This window comes from Terribacillus halophilus (genome assembly GCF_900162685.1).
GTDB lineage: Bacteria > Bacillota > Bacilli > Bacillales > Amphibacillaceae > Terribacillus > Terribacillus halophilus_A.
Map to the genome: position 1 here is coordinate 2245488 of NZ_LT727828.1, position 16642 is coordinate 2262129.

23 protein-coding genes and 1 riboswitch are annotated in these 16642 nt (G+C 40.2%); of the genes, 9 read left to right on the plus strand and 14 right to left on the minus strand.

Features of this window, described 5'->3' with window-relative positions; all coding sequences use genetic code 11:
* Positions 1-8: 8 nt before the first annotated feature.
* From essA to B1K52_RS16040, 5 genes are all read right to left on the minus strand, one after another.
* On the minus strand, positions 9-506 hold the full coding sequence (gene essA / locus B1K52_RS16020) for a type VII secretion protein EssA (RefSeq protein ID WP_077310013.1): 498 nt from the start codon (positions 504-506) through the stop codon (positions 9-11).
* On the minus strand, positions 481-4104 hold the full coding sequence (gene esaA / locus B1K52_RS16025) for a type VII secretion protein EsaA (protein WP_077310015.1): 3624 nt from the start codon (positions 4102-4104) through the stop codon (positions 481-483). The genes essA and esaA overlap by 26 nt, the downstream gene beginning before the upstream one ends.
* Before the next feature lie 177 nt (positions 4105-4281).
* The gene (locus B1K52_RS16030) at positions 4282-4578 is read right to left on the minus strand and encodes a WXG100 family type VII secretion target (protein ID WP_077310017.1); all 297 of its coding nucleotides are present in this window, start codon (positions 4576-4578) and stop codon (positions 4282-4284) included.
* Positions 4579-4884: 306 nt separating this feature from the next.
* On the minus strand, positions 4885-5199 hold the full coding sequence (locus B1K52_RS16035) for a DMT family transporter (RefSeq protein WP_077310019.1): 315 nt from the start codon (positions 5197-5199) through the stop codon (positions 4885-4887).
* Positions 5199-5537: a DMT family transporter gene (locus B1K52_RS16040; protein ID WP_077310021.1), complete on the minus strand. Its 339-nt coding sequence runs from the start codon at positions 5535-5537 to the stop codon at positions 5199-5201. The genes B1K52_RS16035 and B1K52_RS16040 overlap by 1 nt, the downstream gene beginning before the upstream one ends.
* Before the next feature lie 39 nt (positions 5538-5576).
* Positions 5577-5673: riboswitch (guanidine-I (ykkC/yxkD leader) on the minus strand.
* 94 nt (positions 5674-5767) lie between these two features.
* Between B1K52_RS16040 and B1K52_RS16045 the strand changes: the two genes are divergently transcribed.
* The 5 genes from B1K52_RS16045 (at position 5768) to B1K52_RS16065 (ending at position 7669) form a co-directional block, all read left to right on the plus strand.
* Positions 5768-6532, plus strand: coding sequence for an arylamine N-acetyltransferase family protein (locus B1K52_RS16045; RefSeq protein WP_077310024.1), 765 nt, complete (start codon positions 5768-5770; stop codon positions 6530-6532).
* 126 nt (positions 6533-6658) lie between these two features.
* A complete protein-coding gene (locus B1K52_RS16050) occupies positions 6659-6889 on the plus strand; it encodes a hypothetical protein (RefSeq protein WP_143588900.1) in 231 nt (76 codons plus the stop codon).
* The gene (locus B1K52_RS16055; RefSeq protein ID WP_077310028.1) at positions 6886-7173 is read left to right on the plus strand and encodes a spore coat protein; all 288 of its coding nucleotides are present in this window, start codon (positions 6886-6888) and stop codon (positions 7171-7173) included. Before B1K52_RS16050 ends, B1K52_RS16055 begins: the two co-directional genes overlap by 4 nt.
* Complete coding sequence (locus tag B1K52_RS16060; RefSeq protein ID WP_077310030.1) at positions 7170-7367, plus strand: hypothetical protein; 198 nt, start codon at positions 7170-7172, stop codon at positions 7365-7367. Before B1K52_RS16055 ends, B1K52_RS16060 begins: the two co-directional genes overlap by 4 nt.
* Complete coding sequence (locus tag B1K52_RS16065; RefSeq protein WP_077310032.1) at positions 7364-7669, plus strand: spore coat protein; 306 nt, start codon at positions 7364-7366, stop codon at positions 7667-7669. The genes B1K52_RS16060 and B1K52_RS16065 overlap by 4 nt, the downstream gene beginning before the upstream one ends.
* A gap of 125 nt (positions 7670-7794) precedes the next feature.
* On the opposite strand, the gene B1K52_RS16070 is transcribed toward B1K52_RS16065, so the two are convergent.
* The 4 genes from B1K52_RS16070 to B1K52_RS16085 form a co-directional block, all read right to left on the minus strand.
* Positions 7795-8088 (minus strand): putative quinol monooxygenase, encoded by a 294-nt coding sequence (locus B1K52_RS16070; protein WP_077310034.1) that lies wholly within the window; start codon positions 8086-8088, stop codon positions 7795-7797.
* 12 nt (positions 8089-8100) lie between these two features.
* Positions 8101-8745, minus strand: coding sequence for a nitroreductase family protein (locus B1K52_RS16075; protein WP_077310036.1), 645 nt, complete (start codon positions 8743-8745; stop codon positions 8101-8103).
* Entirely contained in the window at positions 8742-9197 is a 456-nt protein-coding gene (locus B1K52_RS16080) for a MarR family winged helix-turn-helix transcriptional regulator (RefSeq protein ID WP_179106579.1), read from the minus strand. Before B1K52_RS16080 ends, B1K52_RS16075 begins: the two co-directional genes overlap by 4 nt.
* Positions 9198-9311: 114 nt before the next feature.
* The gene (locus tag B1K52_RS16085; RefSeq protein ID WP_077310040.1) at positions 9312-10142 is read right to left on the minus strand and encodes an SDR family oxidoreductase; all 831 of its coding nucleotides are present in this window, start codon (positions 10140-10142) and stop codon (positions 9312-9314) included.
* Between the two features lie 220 nt (positions 10143-10362).
* Here B1K52_RS16085 and B1K52_RS16090 point away from each other — a divergent pair, with 220 nt between their 5' ends.
* Positions 10363-11391, plus strand: coding sequence for a tetratricopeptide repeat protein (locus tag B1K52_RS16090; RefSeq protein WP_077310042.1), 1029 nt, complete (start codon positions 10363-10365; stop codon positions 11389-11391).
* Here B1K52_RS16090 and B1K52_RS16095 read toward each other — a convergent pair.
* Entirely contained in the window at positions 11388-11999 is a 612-nt protein-coding gene (locus tag B1K52_RS16095) for a cell wall hydrolase (protein ID WP_077310044.1), read from the minus strand. The genes B1K52_RS16090 and B1K52_RS16095 overlap by 4 nt on opposite strands.
* 230 nt (positions 12000-12229) lie before the next feature.
* Here B1K52_RS16095 and B1K52_RS16100 point away from each other — a divergent pair, with 230 nt between their 5' ends.
* Positions 12230-12499, plus strand: coding sequence for a hypothetical protein (locus B1K52_RS16100; protein ID WP_256855941.1), 270 nt, complete (start codon positions 12230-12232; stop codon positions 12497-12499).
* Between the two features lie 77 nt (positions 12500-12576).
* Complete coding sequence (locus B1K52_RS16105; RefSeq protein WP_143588901.1) at positions 12577-12729, plus strand: DUF4021 domain-containing protein; 153 nt, start codon at positions 12577-12579, stop codon at positions 12727-12729.
* A 453-nt stretch (positions 12730-13182) separates the two neighbouring features.
* Here the strand turns inward: B1K52_RS16105 and B1K52_RS16110 are convergent, their stop codons facing one another.
* The 4 genes from B1K52_RS16110 to B1K52_RS16120 all read right to left on the minus strand — a co-directional run bounded on the left by B1K52_RS16110 (position 13183) and on the right by B1K52_RS16120 (position 15535).
* Positions 13183-13554 carry a DUF2513 domain-containing protein gene (locus B1K52_RS16110; RefSeq protein ID WP_077310047.1) on the minus strand — a complete coding sequence of 124 codons (372 nt, stop codon included), beginning with the start codon at positions 13552-13554 and terminating at the stop codon, positions 13183-13185.
* Positions 13555-13703: 149 nt separating this feature from the next.
* Positions 13704-13853, minus strand: a complete 150-nt coding sequence (locus tag B1K52_RS18120) for a hypothetical protein (protein WP_218668042.1) — start codon at positions 13851-13853, stop codon at positions 13704-13706.
* Between the two features lie 117 nt (positions 13854-13970).
* Entirely contained in the window at positions 13971-14759 is a 789-nt protein-coding gene (gene surE / locus B1K52_RS16115) for a 5'/3'-nucleotidase SurE (protein WP_077310049.1), read from the minus strand.
* Positions 14756-15535, minus strand: a complete 780-nt coding sequence (locus tag B1K52_RS16120; protein WP_077310051.1) for a TIM barrel protein — start codon at positions 15533-15535, stop codon at positions 14756-14758. The genes surE and B1K52_RS16120 overlap by 4 nt, the downstream gene beginning before the upstream one ends.
* A 580-nt stretch (positions 15536-16115) precedes the next feature.
* On the opposite strand from B1K52_RS16120, the gene B1K52_RS16125 reads away from it, so the two are divergent.
* Positions 16116-16316: a cold-shock protein gene (locus B1K52_RS16125; protein WP_077310053.1), complete on the plus strand. Its 201-nt coding sequence runs from the start codon at positions 16116-16118 to the stop codon at positions 16314-16316.
* Positions 16317-16642 lie beyond the last annotated feature (326 nt).

Here is a 16642-nt window from a genome sequence, read left to right on the forward strand (position 1 = left end):
TCTGTCTCCTAGTCTAATAATTTTCTCATCAGCATGTACAAACCAACACACAGTACCAGCGCAATTCCAATTAAGAAGATTAAAACACCTTTACCAGCGTCCTCCTTCGTCTCATCTGATTCCTCCTGCACAGTTGCTGCCTCAGAAGTATAGTCAGATGTAAACAACGACTCCTGTACTTGTTCATTACGCGTTGGCTCATTAATCTTAAGTGTGAATATAGTATCTTGAAGTTCTTCTAATTCTGTTTTTTGCTTTTCGGATTTTTGCTGAATTTCTTCGGTTGTATCAGCTTTAAATAAATTTGGAAACTTCTTTTCCTTTTCTGTTTCTTGGTTTTCCGTTACGACATTCTTGTCTTTTTGAATACGGTCGATTTGTAAATCTAAGCTTCCATTTTCATTTTTATCTTCAGAATGAGATTCTGCTGATACTTCCATTGGAAGTATCAGCAGAAAGATAATGAATATGAACGCCAAATCAAACCGTTTCTTTTTGGTCTTCATCGGCAATATCTACTCCTTTGTCCGTTTGACTGAACACCAGCAGGTTCACAAGTGCCCCTGCTGCTGCGGCAACAATCAAAATGAATATCGCAGCTGTATAGTTGACGGAACCTTCTACAATACGAAGCATAAATGTTTCCATGTACTGCAAAGGAGAAAACTTTTCAATAGCTGGGAAAGCTGTGCTTGCTGTCCCGATTGCATTTGTAAAGAACAGATACAAACTGAATATCGCTAGCAGGATGAACATACCAATCATTTTTAGCTGTCTCAGCAGGTACGTTGCTACTAGCAGCATAGCTGTAATAAGAAACGCCATAACAGCTGTTATCTGCAGCTTGTTCATGTCATCGATAGGCAAGTAATAACTTGATACGATACCGATAACAATACCTTCTAGCAAACCAAGACCGGCGGTAATAATAGTAATTGGTACATTTTGTGCAAATATGGAGCTTCCCGATGCAAATTGATCACTTTGTTTACGCTTCATGTGCAACGTCGAAATCACGTAAGCTGTAAACAATACGACAATAAAGCTAATCAGCACAAGATAATAAGGCGTGAAGATCGTTTCACTTTGTGCTGCGATTGTACCCTCGTTACTAGTTTGAACAGGATTTGACAAGAATTCATACAGATTTTCATTCTGTCTTTCCCCAACTCGGCTATTTTCCAAGACCTCTGTAAAGTTTTCTGTAAAGTTACGGTCATCAGATAGTTTATCGGTCATATTGGATGCGAGCTGTTCCGCCTCACTTACTAGCGTTGTACCGCTTTCTTCGATCTGTTGCGCTTGTGTATCAATATTTTCAAAAGTGTCATAAACTTGTTCGGCTGTATTTGTATTATTCTGAGCCTGTTCAGCCAAAGCTTGACTTGATGTTAACAGCGGCTGAAACTCACTATTAAGTGTAAGAACTGCTTCCTGCTCGCCCTGTGCGTTTGTTTGAATCTCTGCCTGCTGCTCAAGCAATGCCAGCATCTGATCACGCCATGCTGCTACATCCTCTAATGTCTGATTCACACTTTGGTTCAAGACTGCAGCTTGTTCGTTAGTGGCAGCAACTTGATTCGTCAGCGTATCAGCATTTGCAATCGTCTGCTGCAGGTTTTCTTGATAATTGCTAACTTGCAGACGGAATGCTTCGGTCGGTGTACGTAGCTGTTCTGTTACACTGCCAGTAATCTGACCCGTCATATAGTCTGTTAGCAATTGTTTAATATCTTTTTGATTGAATAGATAGTGCAGTGAATCCTTTGTCGCCAGACTGGATAAAGACTTATCATTGAAATCTTCAGGAAGACGTTCCAATTCAAAGCCATAATAGCTTTCATAAAGAGAACCTAGCTCTTTATATGCTGAGATTGAATTTGTCACCGTATTAATTAAGGTCTCTGTTGTATTGTCTAAGCCTATCTCATCAATCTCTTCTAAAGAAGTACTAATTCTATGCTGGATGATATTATTTTCTACATACAGCTTCTCTGGCTCTTGTTCTTCTTTGTCTTCCTTAGGCTCTTCACCATCAAGCTTTTCTTCTTCATCTTCATTTACAGGATTATCAGTTCCAGAATCCTCACCGGCATCTCCATCAACACTCGGGTTTTCTCCACCAGCAGGTTGATCAGGTTTTTCATCTTCATTTCCCTGATTATTACCTTGCTCGTCTTCAGGTGTATCTGTGTTTCCTGAATCTGAATCGCCATCATTGTTTGGTTCCTTGCCTGCATCCTGATTCGGTTCTGTTTCTCCGTTTTCTTTAGGAGGCGTAGTAGAGTTTGTGTTACCTTCTGCTTTACCTTCTTCAGAGTTTATATTTGTTTCTGCATTGATATTTAAAGAGGCGAGCAGTTTTCCAGGAGTGGGTGCATATGCCAATTCGTCTGGCTTGTCCACATCTTTAAGGTCTTTCTGTTCTAACTTCCATCCCCAATTAATTGGTTTATATACATCAAACTCTTTTTTCTTCTTTTTAAGTGTAAGGTTAACTTTGAACTCACCTGCGCTGTTTGCGGGCAGCTTAATTTCTCCATCGCCGGAGTGGTAAGCGTTCATATAGCTTTTTTCTTTTTCATCTGGCAGTTGGAGTTTTAGATTTTCAACGGTGAATCCTTTTGGTACATCCAAGCTAAATATTTGACCTTCTTTTTTATTCTCATTCTCAAGGATCTCTACCTTGTCTGTTACTTGAACTCCTTTCACAGTTAACTTTTCATTCAAACGATTAAAATTATCTTTAAGGATTTCAGATGGATCTGGATTAATCTCTACATATTCGTTTTCTTTACTCGTACGATACTTTTTCGTGATCTCTATAACATTTGCAATATAGTTTTCTGTTTCTTTTGGTAATCCTACACCTCTAAAATCTTCTGAATTCAAAGAGGGAAGTCTACTAATAACAGTGTTAATATTTTCTTTTGCTTCTTTATCAGGTTCCTCAAAGAGCCTATTAATATTTAGCTCAGAATCATTGGCTAATTCCTGCTCAATTGTACTCTGAATTCTTTCCCCAATCTTAGCTCTGAATTGCTCGTTGCTTTCTGTTAAGTAGGCATTGATGTCTTCCTGTAAAGCTGCCACTCTTTCAGAAGATTGCTGCAGCTGCTGTTTTAATGAAACAGAGCCAGAATAGATATTAGCTGTATTCAGCGCTGTGACAGGTCTGCGCATCACTGTTGTATTTGCAGCATTCTCACGATTAGCCGTAAATTGTTGATTAATAGCTTCATTTGTAGCTGCTAGTTGATCGAGCTGCTGCTCTACCTCTGCAGAAGTGAGCCCTTCACTAAATTGCGCCATTTGTTCTTGGAAGGTTGCTAGATTTGTTGTATTCGACTCTTTAAGTTTCATTACTTCGTCTAGTTCATTAACAAAATCTGCGCCCGTCTGTGATTCATCTACTAACTGTTCTTCATAAGAAGCTAATAGATCTTCGAAACTTGTAAAGCTCTCTTTGGAAGCTTTCGTATTGTCTTTCACTCTGTTAAATTGGTCTGTATAACCTGATAGCGGCTGATATACATTCGAATTATAGGAATTCGTATAGACTGCCTGTCGGTTCACCATTTGCCCGATACTATCTTGTGCATTTTGCAGATTTCCGATGATGCTCGCAAAATAAACGTCAATGATTTGACGATTAAAGTCATTCAAGACATCGCTTGCTGTCTTTTCTGCTTGCTGCTTTATTTGAGGCGATTCTGATGCATTAACCTTATATTGAAGCACTACTTGCTCTGGCGCTTCAGCTGTTATGTTTAACGATTTTTCTGAGAAGTCATTGGGAATTACGATCATCATGTCATATGTATTATTCTTCAAGCCGCTTTCCGCAACTCCCCGACTCACAACGAACCATTCATTATTTTCGTTCTCACTTACCGAACTGACAAAGGCATCGCCGAAAGCTAGCTCGGTTTCATTGAAAGTAGAGCCTTTATCTTCATTAACGAGAGCGATAGACATATTTTGTGTCTTCGGCTGCTCAGCTGTCTTGGTCGTTTCTTGGTGAAGCGTTAAGTAAGATAAACCAGACGCCAGCAATACAATCAGTACTAGAAACAAAATCCATCTTTTATCAAACTTTTTCAATGTATTTTCAACTCCTGGTGTCTCCAGTTTGTATATTTTTTGTTTTAAAAAACAATAAGTAAAACAGCATGGTACATTATGACCTGTCTTTCTACATTAATTAGGCTGCATAACGCATGCGTCATGCAGCCCACTCTGTCGTCTCATGCGACGGTTACGCAGCAGCCAGATGGGTGCTTATCTGAAACCGAAGTTTTGGGATAGTGCTTGATCTTGCTCTTGTACGGCTTGTGCTGTTTTTTCCAACTGAGCTTGAATATCAAGCATAAGCTGAGAGAATTCTTGAACTTTTGGTCTAAGCTGAACGAATTGATCATCAAAGCGATCGAATGCTCTACCTTCCCACTCTTGGCGAAGTTGGTCTTGTAAATTAGATAAGGTGTTTAGAACATCATCAATTCGTTGTGAACTAGTACCATATGTTTTTGCGTGGTTTTGTAATTGCTCTGGGGTCATGCGAATTTGTCCAGACATTTACTCAGCTCCTTATTATTTTTTACAGAAGGTTGTATCTATTCCAATAAATGTATACCCTTCACCTTCACATTTAAATCCTAAAGAAAGAAAAAATTAAAGTCAACGGAGTATGAAACGATTTCCAGAAATTGATTAGTAAGTCACGGTGTTTGCTAGGATTATATCCCGGTTATTGCAACAGAATTATAAAGACCTGTTATAAAAGTCTTATAAACTGGTAAAATGAGGATTATTGTCGAGTTGCATACTATCCGTATATTTTCATATAAAAAATAGAGCATGTATATACATGCTCCTGCTCACTTAAGCAATCAATTTCAATCCAACTGCAGCTGCTAATATCATCGCAATACACACAATCCTCTTCCAATCTTTGGATTCTTGGAAGAAAAGCATTCCGACAATGGCGCCTCCTGCCGTTCCGATTCCGGTCCAAATAGCATAAGCGGTTCCCATCGGTAGAGAAGCCATACTATAGGATAAGCATCCAAAGCTGCCTGCAAACCCTAGTACAAATACGCTTATATTTAATGCATTTGGTTTTTGATTTATCTTATTGATCATGGTCACCCCAAGTACTTCAAACAAACCTGCAATTATTAATACAATCCAAGCCATCACATACTCTCCTCCTTCTGGTTATCCCCTGTTACAAACTTAAGTCCAATTACCCCCACTAGCAGTACGGCAATCAATACTACTTTTGCAAGCTGGAATGGTTCTCCAAAGAAGAGCATATCTGCGATAACTGTACCAGTTGATCCAATCCCAACGAAAACGGCGTAAACCGTTCCGACAGGCAAATGCTTACTCGCATGTAGCATTAAATAAAAACTGAGTAAAATACAACCAACCGTACCAGTCCATTCCCAAAAGTTACTCGCATGCTTCAAACCGATCACCCACAGAACTTCAATAATCCCTGCCAGCAAGACATACAGCCATTGTTTTGTCATTTTCGTTTCCTCCAATCAAAAAGCCTGGGAGATTTTATCATCTCCCAGGCTTTTATCCTTCCGTGTCACAGCAATACTGTGTGTTTTCTCTCGGACCAGGCCAACATGCAGCTGCGGAACCCTAGAAAACTATCTCCGTATTTATTTCTGTCAGTATAAAGGCTTAGCGAGCAGGATGCAAGCATGAAAAGATTAAGACCTTTATAATAAGGTTAGAAGGAAGTGTATGTATGCATTCGTTTAAAGCATTACTAGAACAGCGAATTGGAATAACCGAAAAAGTAACCTTTACAACCCTGCCGATATTTTTAGAGAAATTTTCACAAGCAATACCATTTGAGAATCTACGTATTATAAATCAACAAACAAGCCCGCTCACACAAGCTGACTTGGAGAATAAGATTCTTCTACGAAATGAAGGCGGCGTCTGTTATGAATTAAATACGCTCCTCTACCATTACTTACTAGATGAGGGATGGAATGTTACCATGCTGACAGCCTGCATCTATAATCAGCAGGAAAATGCATGGAATGCAACAGGTAATACGCATGTAATAATCCTTTTAGAGCGTTACGGTAAGAAATATATTGTCGATGCAGGGTTTGGAGCAAATATTCCTCTTGCTCCTGTACCTTTAAATGGCCAAACAGTCTCCACTCCTAATGGTCTTTTTCGGATCAGACAGGAAGATATGTTTCCTATACTTGAATTAAAATTAGCAAATCGTGATCATGTATGGCGCACAGGTTATCGCTTTTCAGAAGGAAACAAAATTACAGATTTAAGACAATTAGAACAGATTCAGAGACTAATCGAGACTGATGCTGCTTCACCCTTCAATAAATCACCTTTACTTACGAAGCGAACAGCAGCCGGGCTCTTTACTTTGACGCCAACCTCGTTTACAGAATGGGGCAACGGTGCAGCTGCTAAACAGTCAATTAATGAAGATACGTATCATATGTTGCTAAACACTAAGTTTAATATGAAATAGCCGCAGATATTGCGGCTATTTTTTTTACAGCGCTTGTCAGCAGCACATAAAATTTTCTCTTTATCCTTCGCATAATCCCCTGACTTGACCACATACTAAGGGAAACAAAAAAGGATGGATGAGCTGATGAAAAGCAAACAATTCGGCGTTCATGAGATAACAGATTTAAGGGAACTTAGTAACTTCAAATGGGCTTGCCTGACGCAAACACAAGCCCAGCTCCAGCAAGTTGAAAACAACGAATTAAAACAACTTCTTCAAGCAAGTGCAGAACAAGACAAGCTAACGATCAAGCATATGCAGCCTTTCTTGGAATCGGCCAGCCAATCGTTTATGCACGGGGAGGGATCTGTATGAAAGAACAACCATTATCGGTAGCTGATCGCGGTATCGCTACCGATCTATTGTTTAAAACAAAAGCTTCCATTAAAGACTTATCGGCTGCCATTACAGAAACTACAACTGGGGAGCTGCATGAACTTCTGACAGATGAACTGCATAAAGCCATTCAGCAGCATGAAAAGATTTATGGTTTCCTGCAAGACCGTGGTATTTATGATGCATATCGGGTTCCGCATCAGCTCGAGAAAGATAGCAGTTATATTGCTGAAGCACTAGAGGGGACAGGTGGAATGCAATGAAAGCTGGATTACATGAAGAACTCGAGCTACAGGAACTGCTGCATTTTAAAAGTCTTTGTCTGACCAAATCGTCCATGATGAAAGCTTTTGTTTCGGATCCCTCCTTAAAACAACTTATGAAAACCGACACCGCTACATCACTTGAGCACGTCCAAGAACTAACGCGTTTGCTGGAAAGGACGAAACAAGTATGAACGAAATGGTAAAGAAGCTTATTGGGATGGGAGCTTTTAGCGACCAAGTGATTGCATCTGATATGCTGCAATCGGCAAAAGCAGGTATTAAAAGCTATGCACTCGCAATTACCGAAACTGCCACCCCGGAAATAAGACAGGTACTTATAAAACAATTAGACGATAGCATCAAGCAGCATCGAAACATCTCTTTATATATGATGGATAAAGGCTATTATCATCCTCATGACACCGCTCAGCAGCTAGAGCAGAATCTAATAATTGGACATACAGCTATTTCATTAGCTAACGAAAAAGACTGACAGTTACGAGCTAGTACTATTTCTCGGTTTAATTACTTTTCTCAGCAACAAGCCGATAGCGTATATAGATTCTGTAACACTGCACACAAACAAAAAAGGATGACCGCTGTGGTCATCCCTTTTTATTAGTTTATTTTCTCACCTTGATAAACATCCACATCTAATGGTGCGCTTAGCATTTCCTTCGCTGCTTCACTGAATTTTTGAAAGTGGCTGCTGCTGTTATGCGCTTGTACGGCATCCATGTCTTTCCAGTTTTCGATCATGATAAGGCTGTTTGCGTCTTTCGGATCTTGGTATAGGTCATAGCTATTGTTACCTGCTTCTGCCTGGCTTCCTTCTATAACAGCATCAATTTCTTTCAGGAATTCTTCTTTCTTCTCAGGTTTTACTGCCATTCTAGCATGAATAATAATCATATTTATCTCTCCTTATTTCCATTCTGTAATTTGTTCTACTGGCAAACGATAAGACTGATGGCCATTGTCCAATGCTTTTCCTATTGAGAGAAGCATAACTGGCACATAGCGATTCTTATCCAGATCAAATGCTTCTGCTATTTTATCTTTCTCAAAACCGCCGATTGGATTCGTATCGTATCCATAAGCTTTGGCTGTAAGCATAATCTGCATGGATACAAGTCCGCTATCAATCATGACAGAATCACGATTTCCTTGTTCCGAAATACCAGATAGCAGGCTGCGGATAGAAGTTACTTGCTGCTCTTTCACATCCTGTGGCATCATGCCAAGTTCAACAGCTTTGCTGTATATCTCTTCAAGGTAATTAAGATTTTGTAAGTCACCGAATACTGCAATTACTGCTGATGATGTCTCAACTTGCCGCTGATTAAACCATGCCAGCGATGCAAGTTTTGCCTTTGCCTCTGGGCTTTCAATGACAACAAATCGCCATGGCTGTAAGTTGACAGAGGATGGTGCTTTTGTTGCGGATGCAAGAATTTCAGTCATTTCCTCTTTGCTGATTTTAACACTTTCGTCATAGCGGCGAATGGAGCGGCGGTCATGTAAAACTTGCAGAAACGCCTCTTTATTATAAGTTGATGCCTGGTTCATTTTTCTCCTCCTAGATGCTGTTTCGTGACGCGGGAGACATTATCACTAACTTTGCTTAACATATGCAGAAATTGCTGCAATTCCTCTTCTGAAAAATCAGCCAGTGTCTCTTCTATAAATTGACTCTTTTCCTGATAGGATTGCTCAATGTGTCGCTGTGCCTCATCATCCAGCTTTACCCATGTAGCTCGCTGGTCGTCTGCTTTCTTGTAACGAACAATCGTACCGGCAGCTTCTAGTTGTTTGAGATGTCTGGTCACAGCTGCAGCATCAATGTTAACTTCCTTTTGTAAGGAAGATTGAGGTACTTCTCCGTGCTGCAGCAGGTAATGAAGTATCTCCACTCGGGAAGTACTAGCACCGAAACATGTCTCAAACTTTGAGCAAAGGTCCTTATTTACTGCCTGCAGCTGTAAAAAAATCTGTAAACGGACAGAACAAGAATCATTCATTGGCAAAACCCTTCCCATATAATTGATACATCAACGATTGATAGGTCAATGATATATCGTAAGTCTCTTCCTGTCAACGAGCTTGCTCAACTGAAAAAGGGTGATGCTTACGCATCACCCTTTTTCAGTTGTTTCTTTCCAGCTGTCGTCCATCACCATTTTACCTGGCCATGTGTAAGCAGTCAGTCCGCCATCAACAACTAAATCTTGCCCACTAATGTAGGAACTGTCATCGGAAACGAGGAACAGTACTGCTTTCGCAATTTCCTCCGGGGCACCAAGTCTGCCCATCGGAGCCATCCATTTGTTCGCTTCACGGAATTCCTTGCCTTGCTCCTCTGCCTTTGAGCCAGACAATTCGTCAATTAACGGTGTTTCAATCGTACCTGGTGAAACAGAATTTGCCCGGATGCCTAATCTGCCATAATCGATAGCCGTTGCTTTCGTGAAGTTAATGATACCACCCTTGGCAGCATTATATCCAGAACGGTCCAGATCAGCAAAGCTGCCGCTCATGGACGCATTGTTCACAATTGCTCCCTTACCGTTCTCCAGCATAAGCGGAATGAGGAACTTACTCATTAAGAACGTTCCGCGCAAATCTGTTTTTTGAATTGAATCGAATAATTCAATCGGATATTCATGCACCTTGCCGCCTTCTTGGTCAATACCAGCATTGTTGAAAAGTACGTCTACTTTACCGTACTTTTCTTTTACGGATCTGACGAATTCCTGCACCCCTTCTTCGTTAGATACATCTACTTCAAAAGCTTCTGCTTGTCCTCCATCTTTTTGGATAGTCTCCGTCAGTTCAGTTAAATCATCTTTCTTTAAATCAGCTACAAGCACAGCAGCACCTTCTTTCGCAAATAAAGAAGCAGTTGCTCTGCCAATGCCCGTTGCTCCACCGGTAACAACTGCAATACGATTATCTAATTTTCCCATGTCTAAAAACTCTCCTTCGCCATTATGCTTTCTGTAATGTTTTACCGGCTTAGCACAAAACGAAACATGTACATAATGAGATGAGGTCAAGCATGGATTGCCTTTCGACAAATTTCAGCAAATTCTTCCTTAAAATGTATATTAATGCTGTTTAATCTGCTAAAATAAAGGCAGATAACCGAACAATCTTCTTGTAAATAAAGAGAAAGGACTGGAATATATGCAAGTCATTTCGAAAGATAGTTTTCATAATTCGCTTATCAAATGGTACGAACATGTTAAATTGCATGAGACAGCCGAGGCGTTAATACTTCGTAATATGCTTGAGGAGTTACCAAAGTCAGCAAGGGAATTGATGCTATTCAGACTATTTGAAGTAAAGCATTTGCTGCAAAACCATTACATAGCAAAAGCAAAAGGTTTAATAAAGTCCATATCTATACAAGAATTAGATCCTAACTATTTGTTTTATTATTGTCTTTTCCAATCTGATATTTTTCTTTTAGATGGCGAATACAAGAAAGCAATTTGTACCTTGGAGAAAGCGGAAAATTATGTGGCGGCTGTAGAAGAGAATGACTCAGCGGAACTGCATTACAAGCTCGGAACGGGTTTTCACTATCTTGGAATAACACCTCTTGCAAAGCTTCATTTCGAGCAAGCATTTCGAATATTTAGCAAGGATACTGCTTCTTTAGTGCGTAAATCACATGCACTTATGGGTATGGGACTTACTTCACTAAGTGCTGGAGAAGAAAAAGATGCCGAAAAATATCTTCTGCTTGCAACAAAGATAGCTGAGAAGATAGAGCATAAACAATCACTTGCTGCTGTCTACCATAATCTAGGTGCGTTATTTCTTCATCAAAACAGAACTGCAGACGCACTTTTTTATCTTGAAAAAGTTAGTGAACTTGCAGATTCTTCCCTCCTTATTGCGAATGACTACTTGCGTACAGAGGCTTATATGGAACAAGGAAATCACCAGAAGGCTTATCAGGCTTTTGAACATGGATTCCAATTATGCAAACAGGAAAACAGTCAACATTATCTGTGGCGTTTCGCCATGCTTGTGAAAAAGTTTAATGATCCAGAGGGCTTTCGTGTATTAGTAGAACCTAGCATGTCCCAGCTTCAAGGAGCAAGACACGAACATGCAACGGAGCGCTTCCGTCACTTGCTGACTACATATTTTACAGAAAACGAGCAATTTGACCAGGCAGTTAAAATTCAACTCGCTACCTGTTAGCGATAAAATACATGATTTCCGATTTGCTTCACTTGCTCTTGTGTATCGGCTATCCAATTCGTTGTAGCAGTTTTTGGGTTCATGAACCAAACAATATTATTCATATTATCTTTCTGAATTAGTGCATCCGCTACAGCTTGTTCTGTCTCTTCTGTTGGTTCACTCTTCCAAATAACACCAGTCATTACTGGCTGGAACTGCCCCTCTTGCATAATGACATCATGAATTGTATCCGGAAATTCTTCGCTTTCTATGCGATTCAAGACAACTGTCGCAACTGCTACTTTTCCTGGATAGTCTTCTCCGCTCGTCTCGGCTTGAACTAGCTTCTGCAGAAGATTGATGTCCTCTGCGTTATATTGTTTTTGTTTAAACGTTACTTCTTCCAATTCTGGTTTTTGCTTCTCTTGATCTGATAAGACAAGGGAAGCTGGTCCTTCTACTGTATGCAAGTTTTTTTCATTTAAAAAAGGCTGCAATCTTTCATCTGCGTAGACTTTTGCTGGATATACACCTTGCTTCATATTTTGCATCGGCAAATAAAGCAATAGACACAAGTTACTAACAACAAAGAAGATCAATAAGGAATGCGAGAGTAGTTTTTGCATAATCCAGTCCTTTACTATGTTTATGTAAGTTAAAGTTCAATCCATAAACGATTTATACCCATTCATCTCTAATGACAAACATGGATTTGCTATGGCTAGTGTATGTGCCGAACGTGAAAGCTAGTCCTGTTAATTGCTTTCTGACTTGGAATTCTTTTCACCTCTTCAAGTTACTTGCCCATCCTTTACTGGACGATTGTGCATACAGTAAAGAGATAGGAGGAATGAACATGAGCTATACACATTACACGTATCATCCAGCACAGGCAGCATATACACATCCTTATCCGCGAAATAATGGGGAAGATCAACGGTTTGGGTTTGCATTCATCCCATTTCTTGGCGGACTTGCTGGCGGGCTACTAGGCAGTGCTTTCGTAAACGGTCCGGGGTATGGTTACAAATACAGCAACCCTTATCCGGTTCCTTATCCAGTCCCTTATGCCTATCCTGCACCCTACCCTTACAGCAACTACTATTATCCAGGGCGGCCGCGTTAATATAGATGGGCAGCTATTGCTGTCCCTACATATTTTTTGACAACAAAGCCACACTACTAGTCAGGAGGTGGCTTGATATGCAGCAAAAACAAACTAAATCCGTTCAGCGTGATGAAGCAGCAGAAGCAATCGGACTGGATCAAGACGAGCAAGCAATGAACGGAGAGTACGGTCATCCGGAAACGGAATATGAAAACAATGTCCATAAACAAGAGAAAACACAGCGATAATAGCTGTGTTTCTTTTTGGATTATATAAATTTAGAAGCGATATAAGTTACAACAAACCATACTGCGAGTGCCACAACAATACCTAACATAAATCCTCTCATAAATGAATACCGACTGCGCACGTACTAGCACCTCTTTTTGCTTTTAACCCTAGTCTGCACGTTCTTGCATCTTTTTATAAGTACGCAGTCTGTTTCAAGCTTACTTTTTAATAGCGGTTGAATTAGTCTTTGCATTAACTTTAGCTGCCTGCTGCTGCTTTTGATAATCTTCTTTAAATTTTTCCTTTGCCGCAGAATAGATGCAGAACATGCTCGACCCTCCTCTTTTGTTTGTTACTTCTGTTTTGCCAATTTGCTGATTATTAAAACTCATTTTTTTAACTTTTATAAGATAATATGCGAATTTATTTTCGGGTATGCCAGGTAATTAGAAGAACATGAAATTAAAACCTTATTCGGCTGCATAGTACGCCTCGGCCGCTTTAGCTGCCTGCTTCCTTAACACAGAAAACGGCATGCTTCCCTTCTCTCTTTTCAGCTTTACTAATAATTGCTGCCATATTGCTTCTTCACGAATACTGTCCAAAAGTTCATGTCCATCCCAGGTTAGTCCGTAAATGAGCAGCTCCTCTTCTTCCTCTTCCTCATCAAGCACCGTTTCCAATTTGATCAACTTCGCTTCCTTCATCAGCTGCAAATGATAATTCATTTCCTCTTCTGTATAGTCATCCTCCTCTGTCACCTCCAGTGCAAATCCGCCCTCTGTGTATTCGGATTCAATATCCAATAGAAGGTCTCTGATAATACTCATATCACGCTTCATGTGCATCACCTCATCCCTTATTTCTGCCTTGATTCGTTTATTCCTTCAAAAAAAGACTTCCTTCTAGAAGGAAGTCACGCACTACTATGTTATCTCTAGCCTCGTTGATTCAGAAATGAATGTCGTTTGCTGCCCCTTTACTTGCAGTGCTACACGATCGCCTTCCCGCCAAGCTGTAAGAGAAATGGGTGAGAAGCTTGATAATCCATATTACCATCTTGTATGACGTAATGTCTTTCTGTTCCTTGGAATTGGCTGTTTATCTTGCCCCGCAGTCTCTCTTCTCTGGCCGGAAACACGCGCTGCTGCTTTAACTGCTTTGCTATACCTGTGTTCTTGCAGCTTCTTCTATTCGCTCATCTTACTGAGAAAATGCTTAAGAATATTGCATCTACGATTTCCATTCATTTTCGTTTTTATTCAGAAGTATTTGTTTCCATTGTTTTAAACCAGCGTTCCACTTGTTCTTGCTTTCGTCGATAGTTATTGCGCAATTCTATTGGTGAAACGGTTATGTATCCTTCTTTTAATAGAAGATAATCACTCGTCGGATGAAAAGCCGCAAGCTCTTGCAGCTGATCCTTCAGCCAGTAATACACTTCTCCATGCGGATCACGCAGACCGACAAAACGATAACGGGATACACTCATATCCATCGGAATAACTTGGATTCCCTTGCATTCCCGCTTGTCGATATTTGGTAAATTCACATTCAGCAGACCGATTGACTTTGACTTATGCTGCAGCAGTACCTCGGCAACCTGATAAAACAATGTCTTAACCTTCGAGTAGTTCACATGATTTTGGGAACTGCAATTCAAACTGACAGAAGCAGCCGGGATGTTGTAAAGGGAGGCTTCTATTGCTGCTGCCACCACACCGGAATAATAAACATCCCGCCCTATAGCAGGACCGAGATTGATTCCAGAAAAGATAAAGTCCAGCTCATCCGGTATTAGAACTTCTACTGCTAATTTTACACAATCTGCTGAAGTCCCATTGAGACACCATGCACCTGCTACTCCCGGAAAATGATACATCTCTTTGACACGGATTGGCTGACGCGATGTAACAGGATGACTGATACCACTGCTCGCTTGATCCGGACAGACAACATACACCTCACCAAAATGCTGAAGCGTCTCAATCATCGCTTCCACACCCGGCGAAAAGATGCCATCGTCATTGGTAACAAGTATTTTCATATCACACGCTCCTTTGCCTGCAAATGCTGACGAATGAAGGAAAGATTCTGATTCCAAGAGACAGAGGTCGTATCCATTCCTTCAACGACATTTTTTTGATTCTGTTGAAGAAAGTGCTGCAATACTTCCTCCGGTATAAGACCCGTCCCTAGAGGTACATGCATCTGTGCCGCTGTGTTATCGCTGATATGAATCTTGTCACAACGGTTCATTTGATTAAAAAATAATGGTGCATCTGATGGCTTCGTGATATGAGCCACATCAAAAGTTGTGTACATATCTGAAAATGGCTGAACCAGCTTATTCATTACGTCAGGAGTAACAGCTACCTCCTTCGGTCGCTCTTCCATTAATTCCAGCGAAATACGTTTGCCTAGCTCACCAGCTCGCTGATAGATCCAGTAAAGTGCTTCCTGCATCAATTCCTCGTAGAATGTTTGTGTCCAATTTGCCAAACTCTTATACCCCGGATGAATTGTAATCGAATCTGCATTCAATTTGTCGGCTAGTTCGATTGATTGAATAATACTGTTTACAGAAGCAATTCGGACGCTGTAATCAATACTTGTAATATTCAAATCCCAGCTTGGAGCGTGCATGGTAAACTGCATTTCGGTCGGTTTGGTTTTACGGATGATGCGTGGATCACTTTCTTGAATGAACACGTGCGGCGCCCAGATCTCTATACCTGGCAGCTGATCACTTGCAGCCTGCCGGACAACTTGTTCAACAGACTCATGCCAAAGCAAAGTTGAAGAAAAATATATATTCTCCAATACACTATCTCCCTTCGGTTGTTCTTATATTGTTAACTGTACAAGCCGAATATGAAGCTAGTGTTTAAAATATTGTGAAGATATGTTTAATTAATGTAAAAATTTAAAAAATGAATAGCGGAATAAAGCCTTGCCATTTCTCTCATCTCCAAATAAACGCACACCCATAACGTAAAGAATTTACACTGTGTTTACAAAAGATTATCTCTCCCCTTATAAGAAGAAGCTGCTATATAATGAATTTTCTCCCTTGTAAGAGCGGCGAAAATTACGGCATTGTAAACGAATTGCTCTGATTTCTCGGGCAAGGCCTAAGTCTTTAAGTTGCACGGCTTCAAAGAGCAGTAAATCCAGAAAAGAGCTATTAGCAGAGTTTAATCGTTCCCCTAAAGTGACTAGGAAAAGAAACAACCAAGGTTAACCATATTCACGTATTTTCACGGCGGAATAGGCATTAAATTATATTTATTATGGAAACCCTGAGAAATTAAGTTTAAAACAGCTTTATTGTGTTATTATAGGAAATAGGCTAGATTCAAACATAATCTAGTGAAGTTTTTAGATTCTAGGAGGCAATATAATGGAACAAGGTACAGTAAAATGGTTTAACGCAGACAAAGGTTTCGGTTTTATCGAAGTTGAGGGTGGAGACGATGTATTCGTACATTTCAGCTCTATTCAAGGCGAAGGCTTCAAATCATTGGATGAAGGCCAAAAAGTAACGTTTGATGTTGAACAAGGTCAGCGTGGACCACAAGCAGCAAACGTTCAAAAAGTATAATTAAACCCTAATAAAATAAACTTTATTTTGGTTTGGGACTGCCCCGGTCATTGAGACTGGGACAGGAACACTTACAAACAGCCAATCGCCGGTACTCAATCGGCGATTGGCTGTTTTGTTTGCCTGCAAATACTCTATTTATAAGTCTAACATTTTTCGCCAGGATATCCGTTATAACAAACTGTCTCCAAGAAGGAATATCTGTTTCTTCTACAGCATTCGCTTCCTCTCTGCCCAGGTTTTATGAAAGCATTCTTCCATACTTTAATTTCATGACTGAAAAGAGAGATTTTCACCGTTTTACCACAAAACCTTAATCTAATATT

What these genes read in the sequence shown, in the direction of transcription:
- B1K52_RS16085 (WP_077310040.1), bottom strand. Translation starts at nt 10,142, where the DNA reads ATGGGAAAATTAGATAATCGTATTGCAGTTGTTACCGGTGGAGCAACG.
- B1K52_RS16125 (WP_077310053.1), top strand. Translation starts at nt 16,116, where the DNA reads ATGGAACAAGGTACAGTAAAATGGTTTAACGCAGACAAAGGTTTCGGT.
- B1K52_RS16030 (WP_077310017.1), bottom strand. Translation starts at nt 4,578, where the DNA reads ATGTCTGGACAAATTCGCATGACCCCAGAGCAATTACAAAACCACGCA.
- essA (WP_077310013.1), bottom strand. Translation starts at nt 506, where the DNA reads ATGAAGACCAAAAAGAAACGGTTTGATTTGGCGTTCATATTCATTATC.
- B1K52_RS16080 (WP_179106579.1), bottom strand. Translation starts at nt 9,197, where the DNA reads ATGAATGATTCTTGTTCTGTCCGTTTACAGATTTTTTTACAGCTGCAG.
- B1K52_RS16040 (WP_077310021.1), bottom strand. Translation starts at nt 5,537, where the DNA reads ATGACAAAACAATGGCTGTATGTCTTGCTGGCAGGGATTATTGAAGTT.
- B1K52_RS16110 (WP_077310047.1), bottom strand. Translation starts at nt 13,554, where the DNA reads ATGAAGCGTGATATGAGTATTATCAGAGACCTTCTATTGGATATTGAA.
- B1K52_RS16060 (WP_077310030.1), top strand. Translation starts at nt 7,170, where the DNA reads ATGAAAGCTGGATTACATGAAGAACTCGAGCTACAGGAACTGCTGCAT.
- B1K52_RS16095 (WP_077310044.1), bottom strand. Translation starts at nt 11,999, where the DNA reads ATGCAAAAACTACTCTCGCATTCCTTATTGATCTTCTTTGTTGTTAGT.
- B1K52_RS16100 (WP_256855941.1), top strand. Translation starts at nt 12,230, where the DNA reads ATGAGCTATACACATTACACGTATCATCCAGCACAGGCAGCATATACA.
- B1K52_RS16035 (WP_077310019.1), bottom strand. Translation starts at nt 5,199, where the DNA reads ATGGCTTGGATTGTATTAATAATTGCAGGTTTGTTTGAAGTACTTGGG.
- surE (WP_077310049.1), bottom strand. Translation starts at nt 14,759, where the DNA reads ATGAAAATACTTGTTACCAATGACGATGGCATCTTTTCGCCGGGTGTG.
- B1K52_RS16075 (WP_077310036.1), bottom strand. Translation starts at nt 8,745, where the DNA reads ATGAACCAGGCATCAACTTATAATAAAGAGGCGTTTCTGCAAGTTTTA.
- B1K52_RS16050 (WP_143588900.1), top strand. Translation starts at nt 6,659, where the DNA reads ATGAAAAGCAAACAATTCGGCGTTCATGAGATAACAGATTTAAGGGAA.
- B1K52_RS16055 (WP_077310028.1), top strand. Translation starts at nt 6,886, where the DNA reads ATGAAAGAACAACCATTATCGGTAGCTGATCGCGGTATCGCTACCGAT.
- B1K52_RS16105 (WP_143588901.1), top strand. Translation starts at nt 12,577, where the DNA reads ATGCAGCAAAAACAAACTAAATCCGTTCAGCGTGATGAAGCAGCAGAA.
- B1K52_RS16070 (WP_077310034.1), bottom strand. Translation starts at nt 8,088, where the DNA reads ATGATTATTATTCATGCTAGAATGGCAGTAAAACCTGAGAAGAAAGAA.
- B1K52_RS16045 (WP_077310024.1), top strand. Translation starts at nt 5,768, where the DNA reads ATGCATTCGTTTAAAGCATTACTAGAACAGCGAATTGGAATAACCGAA.
- B1K52_RS16090 (WP_077310042.1), top strand. Translation starts at nt 10,363, where the DNA reads ATGCAAGTCATTTCGAAAGATAGTTTTCATAATTCGCTTATCAAATGG.
- B1K52_RS16065 (WP_077310032.1), top strand. Translation starts at nt 7,364, where the DNA reads ATGAACGAAATGGTAAAGAAGCTTATTGGGATGGGAGCTTTTAGCGAC.